This is a genomic window from Streptacidiphilus sp. EB103A (genome assembly GCF_041261405.1).
GTDB lineage: Bacteria > Actinomycetota > Actinomycetes > Streptomycetales > Streptomycetaceae > Streptacidiphilus.
The window spans coordinates 117089-132419 of sequence record NZ_JBGCAQ010000027.1 but is presented as its reverse complement, the minus strand read 5'-3'; the positions used below and the strand labels follow the sequence as shown (position 1 = coordinate 132419).

Sequence of the window (15331 nt, the reverse complement as noted above, 5' to 3'; positions counted from 1 at the left end):
AACGGTCTGATCACCAAGGACGTCTACACCGCAGCCCTCGCCCAGGACAAGGGACAGTTCCTCCCGGACGGGATGATGCCCGCCACCGGCCCGGCGACCGTCGAGACCACGGCCAAGCTCTCCGGGGTCGACGTCAGCAAGGTCAATGTGGCCGACACCTACACCAACAAGTACGTCATCGCGGCGAACAAGCTGGAGGGCTTCACGGTCAGCGGCTGACCCCCACCACGTGACCGGTGCCGGGTCCAGCCCTGGACAGCCTGGACCCGGCACCGGTCGCCACCTCTCCGACCGCCGCCCGGCATCTCGAGCCCGGGCGGCGGTCGGTGCACGCGGTCAGGGCGCGCGATCGGTGCACGCGATCGCCGCGTTCTGCGCGTTCTGCTCGTTCTGCTCAGCGGTCGGGGGCTGGGCAAATCCTCCCTGACCAGTAACAATCGGTCCACGAACGCGGCAACGGTGCCGGTCGAGAACCAAGTGGTGAGAGACCATGTTCCCAAGGAGACCCAGACGGGGCCCAGGCCGCAGGCTGTCCACCCGGATCCTGGCCAGCCAGGTCGCCATCCTGGCCGTGACCAGCGTGATCGGCTTCGTCCTGTTCGCCTGGGCACAGCGGGCCCAGCTCGACAACGAGTACGAGCAGCGCGCGCTGTCCATCGCCCAGGTCGCCGCCTCGGACCCGCAGATCGTCGCCGGCATGACCGTCCCGGGCAGCGGATCCCTGGTGCAGGCCGCCGCCGAGCGGATCGCCCACTCCTCCCGGGCCTCCTACGTCGTGGTCATCGACCTGAACGGCGTCCGGCACTCCCACCCGTACCCCGAACTCATCGGGCAGCGGGTCAGCGAACCGATCGTGGTGCTCGACGGGCAGGGGCACACCGGCATCGACCCCGGCGCCACCGGACGGTCGGCCAACGGCAAGGCACCGCTCTTCGGCCCCTCGGGCAGCATCATCGGCGAGGTCTCGGTCGGCATCCCGGAGCACCACGTCGCGGGTCAGCTGTGGCGGGAGCTGCCCACCTTCGCGCTGTACGCGGGCATCGCCCTCGGCGTCGGCTGCGCCGCCTCGTACGCCCTGGCCCGGCGGCTCAAGCGGTCCACCTTCGGTCTGGAGCTGGAGGAGATCGCCGGCCTGCTGCAGGACCGGGAGGCCATGCTGCACGGGATCAGGGAGGGCGTGATCGCCTTCGACCCGCGCGGCAACATCACCGTGGTCAACGACGAGGCCCGGCGGCTGCTGCAGATCGACACGGCGCTCGGCCTGAAGCCCGCAGACGTCTTCCCGGAGGGCCGCCTGCGCGACGCCCTGGACGGCACCCTCACCGGCACCGACCTCACCGTGCTCACCGACCGCTACTGCCTGGTCGTCAACCGGATGCCGGTGGGCCTGCGCGGGCACCAGCTCGGGGCCGTGGTGACCGTGCGCGACCGCACCGAGATGGTCGGGCTGCTGCGCGAGCTGGACTCGGTGCGCGGGCTCACCGACGCGCTGCGCGCCCAGCAGCACGAGTTCGCCAACCGGATGCACATCCTGGCCGGGCTGCTGGACCTGGGCGAGCACGAGGCGGCCTTCGAGTTCGCGGTGGAGTCGGCCGGGGCCGAACCCGCGCTGACCGAGTCGGTGCGGCAGCGCATCGGCAGCCCGCTGATGGTCGGGCTGATCGTGGCGAAGTCCACCGTCGCCGCGGAGCGCGGGGTACGGATCACCCTCACCGAGGACTCCCAGCTCGGCGACCAGCCGACGCATCTGCGCGGGCTGCTCACCATCGTCGGCAACCTGCTGGACAACGCGGTGGACGCGGCGGTGTCCGGGACCGCCGCGCCCGGCGGCGCACAGGTCCGGCTCTCGCTGGTGGAGACGGAGTCGGCGATCACGCTCCAGGTCGCCGACTCGGGTCCGGGGGTGCCGCCCGAGGCCGTCGAGTCGATCTTTGAGGACGGCTGGTCCACCCGGCCGGACCGGGGCACGGCACGGCGCGGCCTCGGACTGGCCCTGGTGCACCGACTGGTGCGGCACCACGGCGGGACGATCACCGTGGGCAAGGAGGTCGGTGCGGTGTTCACCGTGACGCTTCCGCTGTCCGGCAGCACCCCGGCCGGCGCCGCCGACAGCGCTCCCAGCGTCCCCGCCGCCCGGACCACCCCGCTCCAACTCGCTGCGTCGGGAGGCGATCGCTGGTGATCGGCGTGCTGGTGGTGGACGACGACTTCCGGGTCAGCGGCATCCATGCCCGCTATGTGGAGCGCACCGAGGGTTTTGAGGTCGTCGGGCAGGCCTCGACGGTCGAGACGGCCGTCCGGGCGGCCCGCGAACTGCGGCCCGAGCTGCTGCTGCTGGACATCCATCTGCCCGACGGCAGCGGCCTGGACGTGCTGCACCGGCTGACCGGCGAGTCGGGCGGCGCCCGGCCCGACGCCGTGGTGATCACCGGGGCCCGGGACGTGGCCACGGTGCGTTCGGCGATGAAGCTCGGCGCGGTGGGCTATCTGGTCAAGCCGTTCGGATTCGCCGAGTTCAGCGAGCGGCTGACGGCCTTTCGGGAACTGCACCACCGCGTCCACGCGCTGGGACCGGCCACCGAGACCGACCAGGCCCAGGTCGACGCCCTGTTCAGCGTCGCCCGCCCGGTACCGGCGCCGCAGCAGCCGGCCAAGGGGCTCTCCGCCCCCACCCTCGCGCTGGTCCGTGAGGCGCTGCGGGAGCGCGACCTGTCGGCGGCGGAGGTGGCCGAGGTGACCGGGATCTCCCGGCCGACCGCGCAGCGCTATCTCTCCTACCTGGTCCGCGACGGCCGGGCCCGGCTGGAGTTCCGTTACGGGGCGGCCGGCCGCCCCGAGCACCGCTACAGCACGACGGCCTGACGCCGGCAGCGTCCGGAGCACAGCAGGCACACAGGGCGCAACAAACACGGGTAGTACGGACACCGACGGATACGCGGCGTTCACGCGAGGGGCAAGGGTTATCCCGCTTATGCGAGGGACAGGGCCCTCCTAGCGTGAGACCCGACCGCTTCCGGCGCTGCAGTGACCAAATCCCCACCGGGCCAAGGGAACTGCGCGCTCATCTCGTCGTCCCAGGAGGACACCCGTGAAGATGCCCCTCCGCGCCGCCATCGGACTGCTGGCCGCCCCCCTGCCCATCATCGCCCTGGCCGTCGCCCCCGCAGCCCACGCGTCGGTCCAGCCGAACGTCGCCCTGCGCAGCGACGTCCTGCCCGTGATCGCCCACGCCACCCGCACCGGCCAGGTCGCGGCGAACAAGGGCATATCCGTCACGGTCAGCCTCGCCCAGCGCGACCCGGCCGGTCTGCAGACTTTCCTGAAGCAGGTCACCGACTCCAAGTCGAGCCAGTACAAGCACTATCTGACGGTCAAGCAGTTCGCGGACCGCTTCGGCGCCTCGAACGCCTCCATCAGCCAGGTCACCGCCTACCTGCGGGCGCAGGGCCTGACCGTGGGCGCGGTCACCGGGAACCACCTGACCCTGCAGGCCAGCGGCACCGCCGCGCAGATCCAGAAGGCCTTCGGCACCACCCTGGCGACCTACCACGACGCCTCCACCAAGCGGGACTTCTACGCCAACGCGTCGGCCCCGGTGCTCCCCGCCGCGATCGCCTCCGCCGTCACCGACATCTCGGGCCTCTCCGACTACTCGAAGTACCAGCACTACAGCACCAAGAAGGTGGTCCCGCAGGCCACGTCGAAGGCGGTCAGCGGCCTCACCCCGACCAAGGCCCGCTCGGCGTACAACGTCACCTCGGCCATCAGCGCCGGCTACACCGGCTCCGGCGTGACCGTGGGCCTGCTGGAGTTCTCCGGCTTCCAGCAGTCCAACATCACCACCTACGACAACTACTTCTCGCTGAGCCCGTCCACCCCGGTGGTCCGCAGCGCGGGCGGCGGCACCACCGACCTGTCCGGCCAGGACGAGGTCGAGCTGGACATCGAGGTGGTCCAGGCGCTGGCGCCGAAGGCCGCGATCAAGGTCTACGAGGCGCCCAACAGCGACGCCGGCGAGGTCGCCGTCTACGCGGCCCTGGTCAGCGACGACGTCCCGGTCGTCTCCATCAGCTGGGGCATCTACGAGTCCGGTGAGACCGCCAGCAACCGGGTGGCGCTCGACACCGACTTCCAGGAGGCCGCCGCCCAGGGGCAGTCGGTCTACGCCGCCTCCGGCGACAGCGGCTCCGACGACGCGGGCACCGGCGGCACCTCCGTCGACTTCCCGGCCTCCGACGGCTATGTCACCGGCACCGGCGGCACCACCCTCACCCTCACCTCGGCCGGGGCCTGGAGCAAGGAGACCGCCTGGTCCGGCAGCGGCGGCGGCATCTCCTCGTACTTCAAGACGCCGTCCTTCCAGAGCTCGGTGAACACCGGCACCTACCGTGACGTCCCGGACGTGGCGGCCGACGCCAACCCGAGCAGCGGCTGGGCGATCTACACCCAGGGCGCCTGGTACGAGTTCGGCGGCACCAGCGCCGCCGCGCCCAACTGGGCCGCGTTCACCGCGATCTACGACAGCGAGGCAGCGGCCAAGTCCAAGTCGGTCCTGGGCTACGCCAACTCCTCCATCTACACCCTGGCCTCCTCGTCCAGCTACAGCACCGCCTTCCACGACGTGAAGAGCGGCAGCAACGGCGCGTACAGCGCCGGCACCGGCTACGACAAGGTGACCGGCTGGGGCAGCTACAACGGCGCGGGCTTCCTCTCCGCCGAGCTGGGCTGACGCCCTGGAGGGACGCGACGGCGGGGCCCGGTTTTCCGGGTCCCGCCGTCGCGCTTCGTTCCGGGTGCGGACCGTAGTGGGCTGGTCGCGCAGTTCCCCGCGCCCCTGGGGGTCTGCAACTGGCCCAGTTGCTACCAGCTAGGGGCGCGGGGAACTGCGCGACGAGCCCACTACGGTCCGCACCCGAAAATCCGCTACGCGGCGTCGCGCAACCCTTCGGACCACTTCTCCTCGACCCGCCCGTAGCGCCAGATCAGCAGGGCGGCGACCCAGGTGGCGACGAAGAGGCCGACGATCAGGAACCCGACGTTGTTGAGGTCCAACCCGGCGACCCAGCCGATGGGCCCGCCGCTGACGCCCAGCTCCTCGGAGACCAGCGAGGCGATCTCGATGCCGCCGATGATCACGGCGACCACGACGCTCAGGCCGGTGATGGTGATGTTGTAGTAGACCTTGCGGACCGGCTTGGAGAAGGCCCAGTCGTAGGCGAAGTTCATGAACGAGCCGTCGATGGTGTCCAGCAGCGACATCCCGGCCGCGAAGAGGACCGGCAGCACCAGGATCGCGTACCAGGGCAGGGCGAACGCCGAGGCGCCGCCGGCCAGCACCAGCAGCGAGACCTCGGTCGCGGTGTCGAAGCCGAGGCCGAAGAGCAGCCCGACCAGGTACATCTGCCAGGGCTTGGTGACGGTGCGCATGATCGGGGCGAGGATGCGGTTCATCAGGCCGCGCTTGGCGAGATGCTCCTCCAGCTCGACCTCGCTGTAGGCGCCGGTGCGCATCTGCCGGAAGACCTTGATGATCCCCCACAGCACCACCGCGTTCAGCACCGCGATGATCATCAGAAAGGTACCGGAGACGGTGGTGCCGATCAGGCTGGTCCAGTGCTGCAGCCCGCTCGACCTGTTCTCGACCTGGCCGGCCAGGGCCCGTACTCCCAGGGACAGCAGCGCGCACAGGCCGAAGACCACCGAGGAGTGGCCGAGCGAGAACCAGAAGCCCACCGAGAGCGGCCGCTGGCCGTCGGCCATCAGCTTGCGGGTGGTGTTGTCGATCGCGGCGATGTGGTCGGCGTCGAAGGCGTGCCGCATGCCCAGGGTGTAGGCGGTGACGCCCATCCCGGCGCCGAAGAGCTGGGTGCCGACGGTGTAGTGGGCGGGGGCCACGACGGCCAGCAGCGTGAACCAGCCGATGAGGTGCAGCCCGAGGACGAAGGCGGCCATACCGCCCATCCGGACCCACTCCCGCGGGGTCAGCGACCCGCGGATCCGCGCCAGCGCTCCAGCGCGCACATCTGTACCAGCCACGGCACACCCCTCCTGGTCGGTGACGACTCGACCACGTTAGGGGCTGCGGATGTGTAGTTGCAACTAATGTGCAATAGCGAGATGGGTGCGACTACGGCTTCGGGGGCGTCTTCGGCTGCGGCTGTGCCTCCGGCTCCTCGACGAAGTCGACCTTCCCGAGGGAGCGATTCATCGCCTTGAGGATCCACCAGGTGCCGATGCCCAGGGCGGCGAAGACGACGAAGCCCAGGATTCCCGGGGTGACCTTGTTGTCGTCCAGGGCCAGCAGGACGGTGGCGGTGCTGTGGGCGGCTGCGAGGGAACTCATGCCCCCATGGTCCCCCCACGGCGTTTCCGCGGGGGGACCGGGGTGGCCTCGGGTGTGTCAGGCCAGGACGGTCAGACCTGGACCACGTTGGCGGTGATCCCGGCGAACAGGTCGTCCTCCGGCAGCGAGGTGTCCACCAGCGAACGGGCCAGCTCGTAGTCCTCGGTCGGCCAGACCTCCCGCTGGATCTCCAGCGGGATGCGGAACCACGGCCCGTCCGGGTCGATCTGGGTCGCGTGGGCCAGCAGCGCCCGGTCCCGGACCTCGAAGTACTCGCCGCAGGGCACCTTGGTGGTGATCTCCCGGGGCTTGCGGTCGCTCTCGTCCCAGCGCGCGATCCACTCCGCGTAGGGGGACTCCAGGCCGCGCTCCTTCATGGCCGCGTCCAGGGCCTTGATGCGTTCCAGCGAGATGCCCTGGTTGTAGTAGAGCTTCAGCGGCTGCCACGGCTCCCCGGCGTCCGGGAAGGCGTCCGGGTCGCCGGCAGCCTCGAAGGCCGCCATGGAGATCCGGTGGGTCATGATGTGGTCCGGGTGCGGGTAGCCGCCGTTCTCGTCGTACGTGGTCACCACATGCGGCCGGAACGAGCGGATCAGCCGCACCAGCGGCTCCGTCGCCACGTCCAGCGGCTGCAGCGCGAAGCAGCCCTCCGGCAGCGGCGGCAGCGGGTCGCCCTCGGGCAGCCCCGAGTCGACGAAGCCCAGCCAGGCCTGCTCGACCCCGAGGATCTCACGCGCGGCGTCCATCTCCTTCGCCCGCACCTCGTGGATGTTCTCCTCGATCCAGGGGTCGCCCTGGAGCTTGGGATTGAGGATGGACCCGCGCTCACCCCCGGTACACGTCGCCACCAGTACGTCGACGCCGCGCGCCACGTACGAGGCCATGGTCGCGGCGCCCTTGCTGGACTCGTCGTCCGGGTGCGCGTGTACCGCCATCAGTCGCAGCTGCTCAGTCAACGCCCCAAAGCCCTTCGTCGTTATTGCGTCCTCCTATAGTGAACGATCGGAGACGGCGGACATTCCGCGTTTCCTGGCCGGGCAGTGCAATGGAGGCGAAAGTCCGATGGAGACTCCGACCAAGGTCGCAGCCGGGACCCCGCTTCCGGCCGGGCGCTACGGCGTCGACCCGGAGCAGCGGGAACGGCGGATGCGGCGGGTCTACTACGGCTGCGTCGCGCTGGCGATCGCGGTGGTGGCGCTGGTCGGCTACGGCTACCTCGGCAAGGACTCGTTCAGCGGCCAGGTGGTGTCCTTCCAGGTGGACTCCGCCGCCCAGGTGCAGATTCACCTGGAAGTGTCCAAGCCGGGCGGCACCGCGGGCAGCTGCACGGTGCGCTCGCGCGACGTCAACGGCAACGAGGTGGGCCGGGTGACCGTGCCGGTGCCCGCCGCGCCGAGCACGTACGACACCGTGGTCACGCTGCGCACCTCCGCCCGCGGTACCACGGGCGAGCTGGTCAGCTGTTCCTGAGCCGTCTTTGGGTTGGAGTCCTCCCGGTCGGCGGCGGAAATTGTTAGGCTTCTGGTTTCGCCCCTTCCGGGGTAGATGTACCTACCCACCACCCGGAAGCGGGCGTTGTCTGTTATCCAAGCCGGACCACACATGTACCTACGAGGAGCACCCGTGACCCAGACCAGCGAGAACGTGACCTGGCTCACCCAGGATGCGTACGACCAGCTGCGCGCCGAGCTGGAGCACCTGTCGGGTCCTGCACGCGCCGAGATCACCCAGAAGATCGAGGCGGCCCGCGAGGAGGGCGATCTCAAGGAGAACGCCGGGTACCACGCGGCCCGCGAGGAGCAGGGCAAGATGGAGCTGCGGATCCGCCAGCTCAACCAGCTCCTGGAGCGCGCCCAGGTCGGGGCGGCCCCGGCCGACAACGGGGTGGTCGGCCCCGGCATGGTCGTCGTGATCGCCTGGGACGGCGACGAGGACGACACCACCACCTTCCTGCTGGGCTCCCGCGAGGCGTCCTCCGACGATCTGGAGACTTACTCCCCGCAGTCGCCGCTGGGGCGCGCGATCGACGGGCGCAAGGTCGGCGAGACGGCGACGTACGAGCTGCCCAACGGGCGCAAGACCAGCGTGAAGATCCTTTCCGCGAAGCCTTACCAGGGCTGACGTTTTCGGCTGCGGACCGTGGATGGCTAGGCGCGCAGTTCCCCGCGCCCCTGGAGGTGCAACTTGCTCTCAGCGGCTCAGTTGCAGCACGTAGGGGCGCGGGGAACTGCGCGACAAACCTCAGCCGACCGCCGAGCGGTACTTCCGGACCGAGAGCCACGAGAACAGCGCCATGATCAGCAGCGACCAGCCGACCGACACCCACACGGCGTGCACCATCGGCCACGCAGTGGCCTGCGGGGCCGGCGGGGGGAGCAGGTTGCCGAAGAGCTGGCGGGCGGCCTGGACCGAGGCGCTGAAGGGGTTCCAGTAGGCGACCGGCTGCAGCCAGCCGGGCATGCTGCTGACCGGCACGAACGCGTTGGAGACGAAGGTCAGCGGGAACAGCCAGACCAGCCCGGCCGAGGTGGCCGCCTCCGGGCTGCGGACCGAGAGTCCGATCAGCGCGCCGATCCAGGAGAAGGCGTAGCCGAGCAGGAGCAGCAGCCCGAACGCGCCCAGCGCCTTCAGCACCCCGTTGTGGATCCGCCAGCCGATGATGAACGCGACCAGCCCCAGCACCACCAGCGTCATCGCGCTCTGCACCAGGTCCGCGATGGTCCGGCCGACCAGCACCGCCGAACGGGCCATCGGCAGCGAGCGGAACCGGTCGACCAGGCCCTTGGTCATGTCCTCGGCGATCCCGGCCGACGCGCCGGCCACCGCGAAGGTCACCGTCTGCGCGAAGATGCCGGCCATCAGGTACTGCTTGTAGGTGTCGGCGTTGCTCGGCGCGCCCGGGATGGTGATCGCGCCACCCATCACATAGGTGAAGAGCAGCACGAACATCACCGGCTGCAGCATCCCGAAGACCACGATCTCGGGGATGCGGGTCATCCGGCGCAGATTCCGCTTGGCGACGACCCACGAGTCGCGGAGCGCCTGCACCGCACCGCCGCGCTGGACCGGCACGACCTGGCCTATCGCGCCCGTCGTGGTAGTGGCTGACATCAGGACTCCTTCCCTTCGGCGGCGGCGCTGTCGGCCTCGTCGCCGAAGGTCGCATGCCCGGTGAGCGAGAGGAAGACGTCGTCCAGGGTGGGGCGGCGCAGGCCGATGTCCTGGATCACGATGGTCCGCGCGTCCAGTTCCCTGATGACGTCGGCGAGGACGCTGGCGCCGCCGCTGACCGGGACGGTGATCCTGCGGGTGTGCCGCTCGACCGCGGGCACGCCCTTGGCGTACGGGGCCAGCGCCTCCACGGCTTGGCCGAGGTGGGCCGGGTCCTCGACGACGATCTCGATGCGCTCGCCGCCGATCTCCGCCTTGAGCTCGTCGGCGCTGCCCCTGGCGATGACCTTGCCGTGGTCGACCACGGCGATGTCGTGGGCCAGGCGGTCCGCCTCCTCCAGGTACTGGGTGGTGAGCAGCAGCGTGGTGCCCTCCCCCACCAGGGTCTCGATGACCTCCCACAGCGCCATCCGGTTGCGCGGGTCCAGCCCGGTGGTGGGCTCGTCCAGGAACATCACCGGGGGGCGGACCACCAGCGCGGCGGCGAGGTCGAGCCGGCGGCGCATCCCGCCGGAGTAGGTCTTGGCGGTGCGGTTGGCGGCCTCGGAGAGGTTGAACCACTCCAGCAGCTCCAGCGCCCTGGCCTTGGAGTCGCGGGGGCTCATCTGGTAGAGCTCGCCGACCATCTGCAGGTTCTCACGGCCCGTCAGGTACTCGTCCACGGCGGCGTACTGGCCGGAGAGTCCGATCAGGCCGCGGACCTGGTTGGGATGCTTGAGCACGTCAAGACCGGCCACCACGGCGCGTCCGGAGTCGGGCCTGAGCAGGGTGGTGAGCACCCGCACCATGGTGGTCTTGCCCGCCCCGTTGGGGCCGAGCAGCCCGAGGACGGTGCCCTCCGGGACCTCCAGGCTCACCCCGTCCAGGGCGTGCACGTCCCCGAAGGTCTTCACCAGATCCTCTGCCTCAATGGCCGCCGCCATCGCTCACTCCCTCGTCAGCCACACCTGATGACCAGCCTGGCCGGGATCGGAGCGGTGCGCGACCCGGCGTCAGCTCTGCCGCAGGATCGTGTAACCCGACCGCCGCAGCTCCGACACTACGGTCTCGCAGTGCTCGGGGCCCTTGGTTTCCAGATGGAGGTCGACTTCGGCCTCGCCCAGGTCCAGCTTGGGGTCGGTGCGCACATGCGCGATGTCCACGACGTTGGCGTCCACCCGGGTCAGCGCTCCCAGCAGGGTGGCCAGCGCGCCGGGACGGTCGGTGATCCGCAGCCGCAGCGAGAGGTAGCGGCCGGCGGCGACCATGCCGTGCCGCAGCACCCGCTGCAGCAGCAGCGGGTCGACATTGCCGCCGGAGAGCACGGCGACGACCGGGCCCTCCAGCTCGCCGGCGTGCTCCAGCAGGGCGGCGACGGTGCTGGCCCCGGCCGGTTCGACCACCAGCTTGCAGCGCTCCAGGCAGATCAGCTGGGCGCGGGCGAGCGCGTCCTCGGTGACCGTCAGCACCCCGTCCGCCAGCCGTTGCACGATCTCGAACGGGATGTCACCCGGACGGCCGACCTGGATGCCGTCCGCCATGGTGGAGAACCCGTCCAGGGAGACCGGGTGGCCGGCCGCCAGCGAGGGCGGGTAGGCCGCCGCGCCGGCCGCCTGCACACCGACCACCTTCACGTCCGGGCGCAGCTGCTTGACCGCGGTGGCGATCCCGGCCAGCAGTCCGCCGCCGCCGACGCCGACCAGGATGGTGCGGACCTCGGGGCACTGCTCCAGGATCTCCAGCCCGACGGTGCCCTGCCCGGCGACCACGTCCTGGTGGTCGAAGGGGTGGATGACCACGGCGCCGGTGCTCTCGGCGTACTCCAGCGCGGCGGCGAGCGTCTCGTCGAAGTTCTCACCGAACAGCCGCACCTCCGCGCCGTACTCACGGGTGGCGGCGACCTTGGGCAGCGGAGCGGCCACCGGCATGAACACGGTCGAGTGCACTCCGAGCGTGGTCGCGGCCAGCGCCACGCCCTGCGCATGGTTGCCGGCGCTGGCGGCCACCACCCCGGCGGCCCGCTCGACCGGGCTCAGCCCGGCGATCCTGACGTAGGCGCCGCGCAGCTTGAACGAACCGGTGCGCTGCAGGTTCTCGCACTTCAGGTGTACCGGGGCGCCGAACAGCCGGGAGAGGTGCCGACTGCCCTCCATCGGGGTGACCCTGGCCACCCCGGACAGCATCTTGTGGGCGCCGCGGATGTCGTCGATCGTGATGGGCCAGGTGTTCATAGGCTTCAGCGTAGGGCTTTGCACCGTTACGCTCTGGATGGCTCTCGGAGCAGCTCAGCGGAACGACAGATCGTGACGACGATGAACACAGATGCCTCGGCGGCAGCCGACGACGTGCTCTACGACCGGCTCCAGTACCAGGTCGCGATCTTCGCGCGCCGGGTGGAGCAGGTGCGCATGGGCGGTGTGGGCGAGCAGCGCAACTCCATGGACCGGGCGGCGTTCCTGCTGCTCAACCGGCTGGACTGGACCGGGGCCGTCGGCGTGAAGGCCCTGGCCCAGGCGATGGGGATCGACTCGTCCACGGTGACCAGGCAGGTCGCCCCGCTGGTGGACTGCGGTCTGGTGGAGCGGGTGCCGAACCCGGACGACGGCCGCGCGGTCCTCCTGGAACTGTCCCCGCTCGGTCAGGAGCGGCTCCAGGAGGTGCGCGAGTCACGGCAGTTGATGATGCATCAGCTCCTGGACGGCTGGTCCTCGGGGGAGCGTGAGCAGTTCTGCGAGCTGCTCACGCGCTTCAACGCCTCGATGCAGACCTTCAAGCCGTGACCGGGTAGTCCGGTCCCCGGGGATACCCGGGCCGCCGCGCTACTTCAGCGCCTCCGCCAGGTCCGCCAGCAGGTCGTTGACCGACTCGATGCCCACCGAGAGCCGCACCAGGTCGGCCGGCACCTCCAGCGCGGAGCCGGCCGCCGAGGCGTGCGTCATCCGTCCGGGGTGCTCGATCAGGGACTCCACGCCCCCGAGCGACTCCCCCAGGGTGAACAGCCGGGCCCGGTTGCAGACCTCGACCGCGGCCTCCTCGCCGTCCTTGTGACGGAAGGACACCATGCCGCCGAAGGCTTTCATCTGCTTCACCGCGACGTCGTGGCCCGGGTGCGAGGGCAGCCCCGGGTAGAGCACCTGCGCCACCTTGGGGTGCCCGGTCAGGAAGTCGGCGACCCGGGCGGCGTTCTCGCTGTGGCGGTCCATCCGGATGCCCAGGGTCTTGATGCCGCGCATGACCAGCCAGGCGTCGAAGGGCCCGGCGACGGCGCCCATCGCGTTCTGGTGGTACGCCAGCTCCTCGCCCAGGGTGACGTCGTCGGTCACCAGCGCGCCGCCGACCACGTCCGAGTGGCCGCCCATGTACTTGGTGGTGGAGTAGACGACCACGTCCGCGCCCAGCGCCAGCGGCTGCTGGAGGTAGGGGCTGGCGAAGGTGTTGTCCACGACCAGGGTCGCGCCGGCGTCGTGGGCGATGTGCGCGAGCGCGGGCACGTCGGTGATGCCCAGCAGCGGGTTGCTCGGCGTCTCCACCCAGATGACCTTGGTGTTGGGCCGTACGGCCGCACGCACCGCCTCGGGGTGGTGGGTGTCCGCGACCGACCACTCCACGCCCCAGCGGGACAGCACCTTGGCGAACAGCCGGTAGGTGCCGCCGTAGGCGTCGTTGGGGATGACGATGTGGTCACCGGGCTTGGTGACCGTCCGCAGCAGGCAGTCCTCGGCGGCCAGCCCCGACGCGAAGGCGAGCCCGCGGCGGCCGCCGTCCAGCGCGGCGAGGTTGGTCTCCAGGGCGGTACGGGTCGGATTGGCGGAGCGGCTGTACTCGTAGCCGCCCCGCAGCCCGCCGACGCCGTCCTGCTTGTAGGTGGAGACCTGGTAGATGGGGGTGACCACGGCCCCGGTCAATGGATCGGCCTCCTGCCCGGCATGGATGGCCAGGGTCTCGAAGGCATGGTTGTGCTCGTGAGAGTGCGAGGTGCTCATGGGAACCGAGCGTAGTACGAGCCGGCGGCCGATATCCCGTGGCCACGGTCGGCTTCGACGGGAGAGGATCTGCACCATGTCCTCCGAACCGATCAGCCTGGAATCCATCGCCACCGAATGCGTCGATCTGGTCGCGACCCGGTTCGGCCGTCACCTGGACTGGAGCGTGGAGAGCCTCGCCGAGCTGGACGCGGTCTGTGCCGACCTGCTGGCCGAGGGCCCGCTCGCCGGTCAGCGCCTGGATCTGTGGTGGAAGCTGATCGGGGCCTACACGGGCGAGGTGCTGGTCCGCGTCCATGGAGCGCGGTGGATCACGCACGACGACGCACCGGGCTCCTACGCCGTGTCCGTGCTCGGGCTGACCGGGTTCCCGTTCGGCATCACCCAGCGGGTTCTGAGCGGCGAGGAGTACAAGAGCCTCGCCAGCTTCGGACGCACGCTGCCGGTCATCGCCGCCCGAACAGCACAGCCCGACTGAAGACGCCCGGTCACGGCAGCCGGTACGTTCCGGTCCGGCGACGTGCCGCCCCCTCATCCAGGGATGGCGGTGCCCCTGGACGGGGACTTCGCCGCGGCGCGCGCGGCGGCCTCGCGTTCGTCGGCCTTCATGTCGCGGCGGACGGCGGCGAAGGACGCCTCCATCTTGCGCTTCATCCAGGGCGCCAGCGGTCGCTCGACCAGGCGGTGGATGAGGTAGGCCGCGAGCAGGAAGACGGCCAGGGCGACGAAGAAGGTCGGGTACGGCGCCAGGTGGCGGCGCAGTCGGGTTATCAGCTCCCAGCCGATCTCCTGGTGGATCAGGTAGAGCGGGTAGGTGAGCGAGCCCGCGACCGTGAGCCACTTCCAGCGCATCCAGCTGAACGCCCCCAGCGCGGTGGCGAGCACCAGCACGAAGGAGACCGTCACCGACAGCATGCAGATGGTCCAGGAGAGGCTCTTCATGTGCGCGCCCCAGGCGTAGCCGCCCTGCACGCTGCCGACCGAGTGCTGCGCCATCAGCCAGCAGAAACCGAGCATCCCCCAGAGCATCAGGTTCGGCCGGTACCGGTACATCAGGTAGATCACGATTCCGGCGATGAAGTACCAGGAGTAGGTGGGCTGGACGATGACGTTCAGCAGCCCGAAGTTCGCCTGGCTCGCGACCAGGGTCAGCACCGCCCAGCCGCCGCAGAAGGCCAGCACCCTGCGGTAGGTGAGGCCGAAGGCGACCAGGATGCCGAAGAGCACGTAGAAGCGCATCTCGGCCCAGAGCGACCAGTAGACCGGGTCCACGTCGGCGACGTTGATCGGGACGTTGGCCATCGACAGATTGGTGAGGATCTTGTCGATGCTCGGCGAGTGGGTGTCGTCGCCCCAGATCACCGGCACGAAGGAGAGCACCAGCGCGGTCAGCAGCACGGCCACCCAGTACGCGGGGAACAGCCGCACCACCCGGGAGGTCACAAAGGTGCCGACACTCTTGCCCCAGGTGGACATGCAGATGACGAAACCGCTGATGATGAAGAAGAGTTGGACCCCGGTCCAGCCGTAGACGCCGATCGCGTGCCCCACCGGCATCAGCTTCGCCGGGGAGCCGTGCCAGACCTGCGGGAAGCGCTCCACGCCGAGCCAGTGCCAGCTCAGCACCCCGAGGGCGGCCAGCAGCCGCAGACCGTCGAGGGCGTACAGCCGCGGCCGCTTGGCCGGCTTCGGCGCTGCCGACCCGGACAGCACCGGACCCGACGCCGCGGGGCCGGATCCCGCTGACTCCAGCTCAGACGGTCGGGGCAGGGTGCCGAGTTGAGCACTGGGCGGGGCGGTCACTGACATGCGTGGGGAGCTCCGATGCGAGTGGGCATGAAGACCTGGGTGCAGG

The 15331-nt window shown here is 70.2% G+C and carries 15 protein-coding genes and 1 pseudogene; 8 read left to right on the top strand and 8 right to left on the bottom strand.

Annotated elements, in window-relative coordinates; translation table 11 throughout:
* The 4 genes and pseudogenes from ABH941_RS35730 to ABH941_RS35715 all read left to right on the top strand — a co-directional run.
* Positions 1-219, top strand: a pseudogene (locus ABH941_RS35730) (hypothetical protein); the annotation flags it as partial.
* 271 nt (positions 220-490) lie between these two features.
* The gene (locus ABH941_RS35725; protein WP_370134355.1) at positions 491-2182 is read left to right on the top strand and encodes an ATP-binding protein; all 1692 of its coding nucleotides are present in this window, start codon (positions 491-493) and stop codon (positions 2180-2182) included.
* Entirely contained in the window at positions 2179-2862 is a 684-nt protein-coding gene (locus ABH941_RS35720; RefSeq protein ID WP_370134351.1) for a response regulator, read from the top strand. The genes ABH941_RS35725 and ABH941_RS35720 overlap by 4 nt, the downstream gene beginning before the upstream one ends.
* 232 nt (positions 2863-3094) lie before the next feature.
* A complete protein-coding gene (locus ABH941_RS35715; RefSeq protein ID WP_370134400.1) occupies positions 3095-4729 on the top strand; it encodes a protease pro-enzyme activation domain-containing protein in 1635 nt (544 codons plus the stop codon).
* Between the two features lie 194 nt (positions 4730-4923).
* On the opposite strand, the gene ABH941_RS35710 is transcribed toward ABH941_RS35715, so the two are convergent.
* From ABH941_RS35710 to mca, 3 genes are all read right to left on the bottom strand, one after another.
* Positions 4924-5985 carry a HoxN/HupN/NixA family nickel/cobalt transporter gene (locus ABH941_RS35710; protein ID WP_370134397.1) on the bottom strand — a complete coding sequence of 354 codons (1062 nt, stop codon included), beginning with the start codon at positions 5983-5985 and terminating at the stop codon, positions 4924-4926.
* A gap of 142 nt (positions 5986-6127) precedes the next feature.
* Positions 6128-6343 carry a hypothetical protein gene (locus ABH941_RS35705; protein WP_370134348.1) on the bottom strand — a complete coding sequence of 72 codons (216 nt, stop codon included), beginning with the start codon at positions 6341-6343 and terminating at the stop codon, positions 6128-6130.
* A gap of 71 nt (positions 6344-6414) precedes the next feature.
* Positions 6415-7299: a mycothiol conjugate amidase Mca gene (gene mca, locus ABH941_RS35700; protein ID WP_370134345.1), complete on the bottom strand. Its 885-nt coding sequence runs from the start codon at positions 7297-7299 to the stop codon at positions 6415-6417.
* Positions 7300-7405: 106 nt separating this feature from the next.
* Here mca and ABH941_RS35695 point away from each other — a divergent pair, with 106 nt between their 5' ends.
* Both ABH941_RS35695 and greA read left to right on the top strand, forming a co-directional pair.
* Positions 7406-7813 (top strand): DUF4307 domain-containing protein, encoded by a 408-nt coding sequence (locus tag ABH941_RS35695; RefSeq protein WP_370134342.1) that lies wholly within the window; start codon positions 7406-7408, stop codon positions 7811-7813.
* Positions 7814-7966: 153 nt separating this feature from the next.
* On the top strand, positions 7967-8464 hold the full coding sequence (gene greA, locus ABH941_RS35690) for a transcription elongation factor GreA (protein WP_370134339.1): 498 nt from the start codon (positions 7967-7969) through the stop codon (positions 8462-8464).
* 120 nt (positions 8465-8584) lie between these two features.
* Here greA and ABH941_RS35685 read toward each other — a convergent pair whose 3' ends face one another.
* The 3 genes from ABH941_RS35685 to ilvA all read right to left on the bottom strand — a co-directional run bounded on the left by ABH941_RS35685 (position 8585) and on the right by ilvA (position 11724).
* Positions 8585-9454, bottom strand: coding sequence for an ABC transporter permease (locus tag ABH941_RS35685; protein WP_370134336.1), 870 nt, complete (start codon positions 9452-9454; stop codon positions 8585-8587).
* Positions 9454-10437: an ATP-binding cassette domain-containing protein gene (locus tag ABH941_RS35680; RefSeq protein WP_370134333.1), complete on the bottom strand. Its 984-nt coding sequence runs from the start codon at positions 10435-10437 to the stop codon at positions 9454-9456. Before ABH941_RS35680 ends, ABH941_RS35685 begins: the two co-directional genes overlap by 1 nt.
* Before the next feature lie 69 nt (positions 10438-10506).
* Positions 10507-11724 carry a threonine ammonia-lyase gene (gene ilvA / locus ABH941_RS35675; protein WP_370134331.1) on the bottom strand — a complete coding sequence of 406 codons (1218 nt, stop codon included), beginning with the start codon at positions 11722-11724 and terminating at the stop codon, positions 10507-10509.
* A gap of 81 nt (positions 11725-11805) precedes the next feature.
* On the opposite strand from ilvA, the gene ABH941_RS35670 reads away from it, so the two are divergent.
* Positions 11806-12273 (top strand): MarR family winged helix-turn-helix transcriptional regulator, encoded by a 468-nt coding sequence (locus tag ABH941_RS35670; RefSeq protein ID WP_134001426.1) that lies wholly within the window; start codon positions 11806-11808, stop codon positions 12271-12273.
* A 39-nt stretch (positions 12274-12312) separates the two neighbouring features.
* Here ABH941_RS35670 and ABH941_RS35665 read toward each other — a convergent pair whose 3' ends face one another.
* The gene (locus ABH941_RS35665) at positions 12313-13476 is read right to left on the bottom strand and encodes a cystathionine gamma-synthase (protein ID WP_370134328.1); all 1164 of its coding nucleotides are present in this window, start codon (positions 13474-13476) and stop codon (positions 12313-12315) included.
* 76 nt (positions 13477-13552) lie between these two features.
* On the opposite strand from ABH941_RS35665, the gene ABH941_RS35660 reads away from it, so the two are divergent.
* The gene (locus tag ABH941_RS35660) at positions 13553-13954 is read left to right on the top strand and encodes a hypothetical protein (RefSeq protein WP_370134326.1); all 402 of its coding nucleotides are present in this window, start codon (positions 13553-13555) and stop codon (positions 13952-13954) included.
* A 53-nt stretch (positions 13955-14007) separates the two neighbouring features.
* On the opposite strand, the gene ABH941_RS35655 is transcribed toward ABH941_RS35660, so the two are convergent.
* Positions 14008-15285: an acyltransferase family protein gene (locus ABH941_RS35655; protein ID WP_370134323.1), complete on the bottom strand. Its 1278-nt coding sequence runs from the start codon at positions 15283-15285 to the stop codon at positions 14008-14010.
* Between the last annotated feature and the right edge of the window lie 46 nt (positions 15286-15331).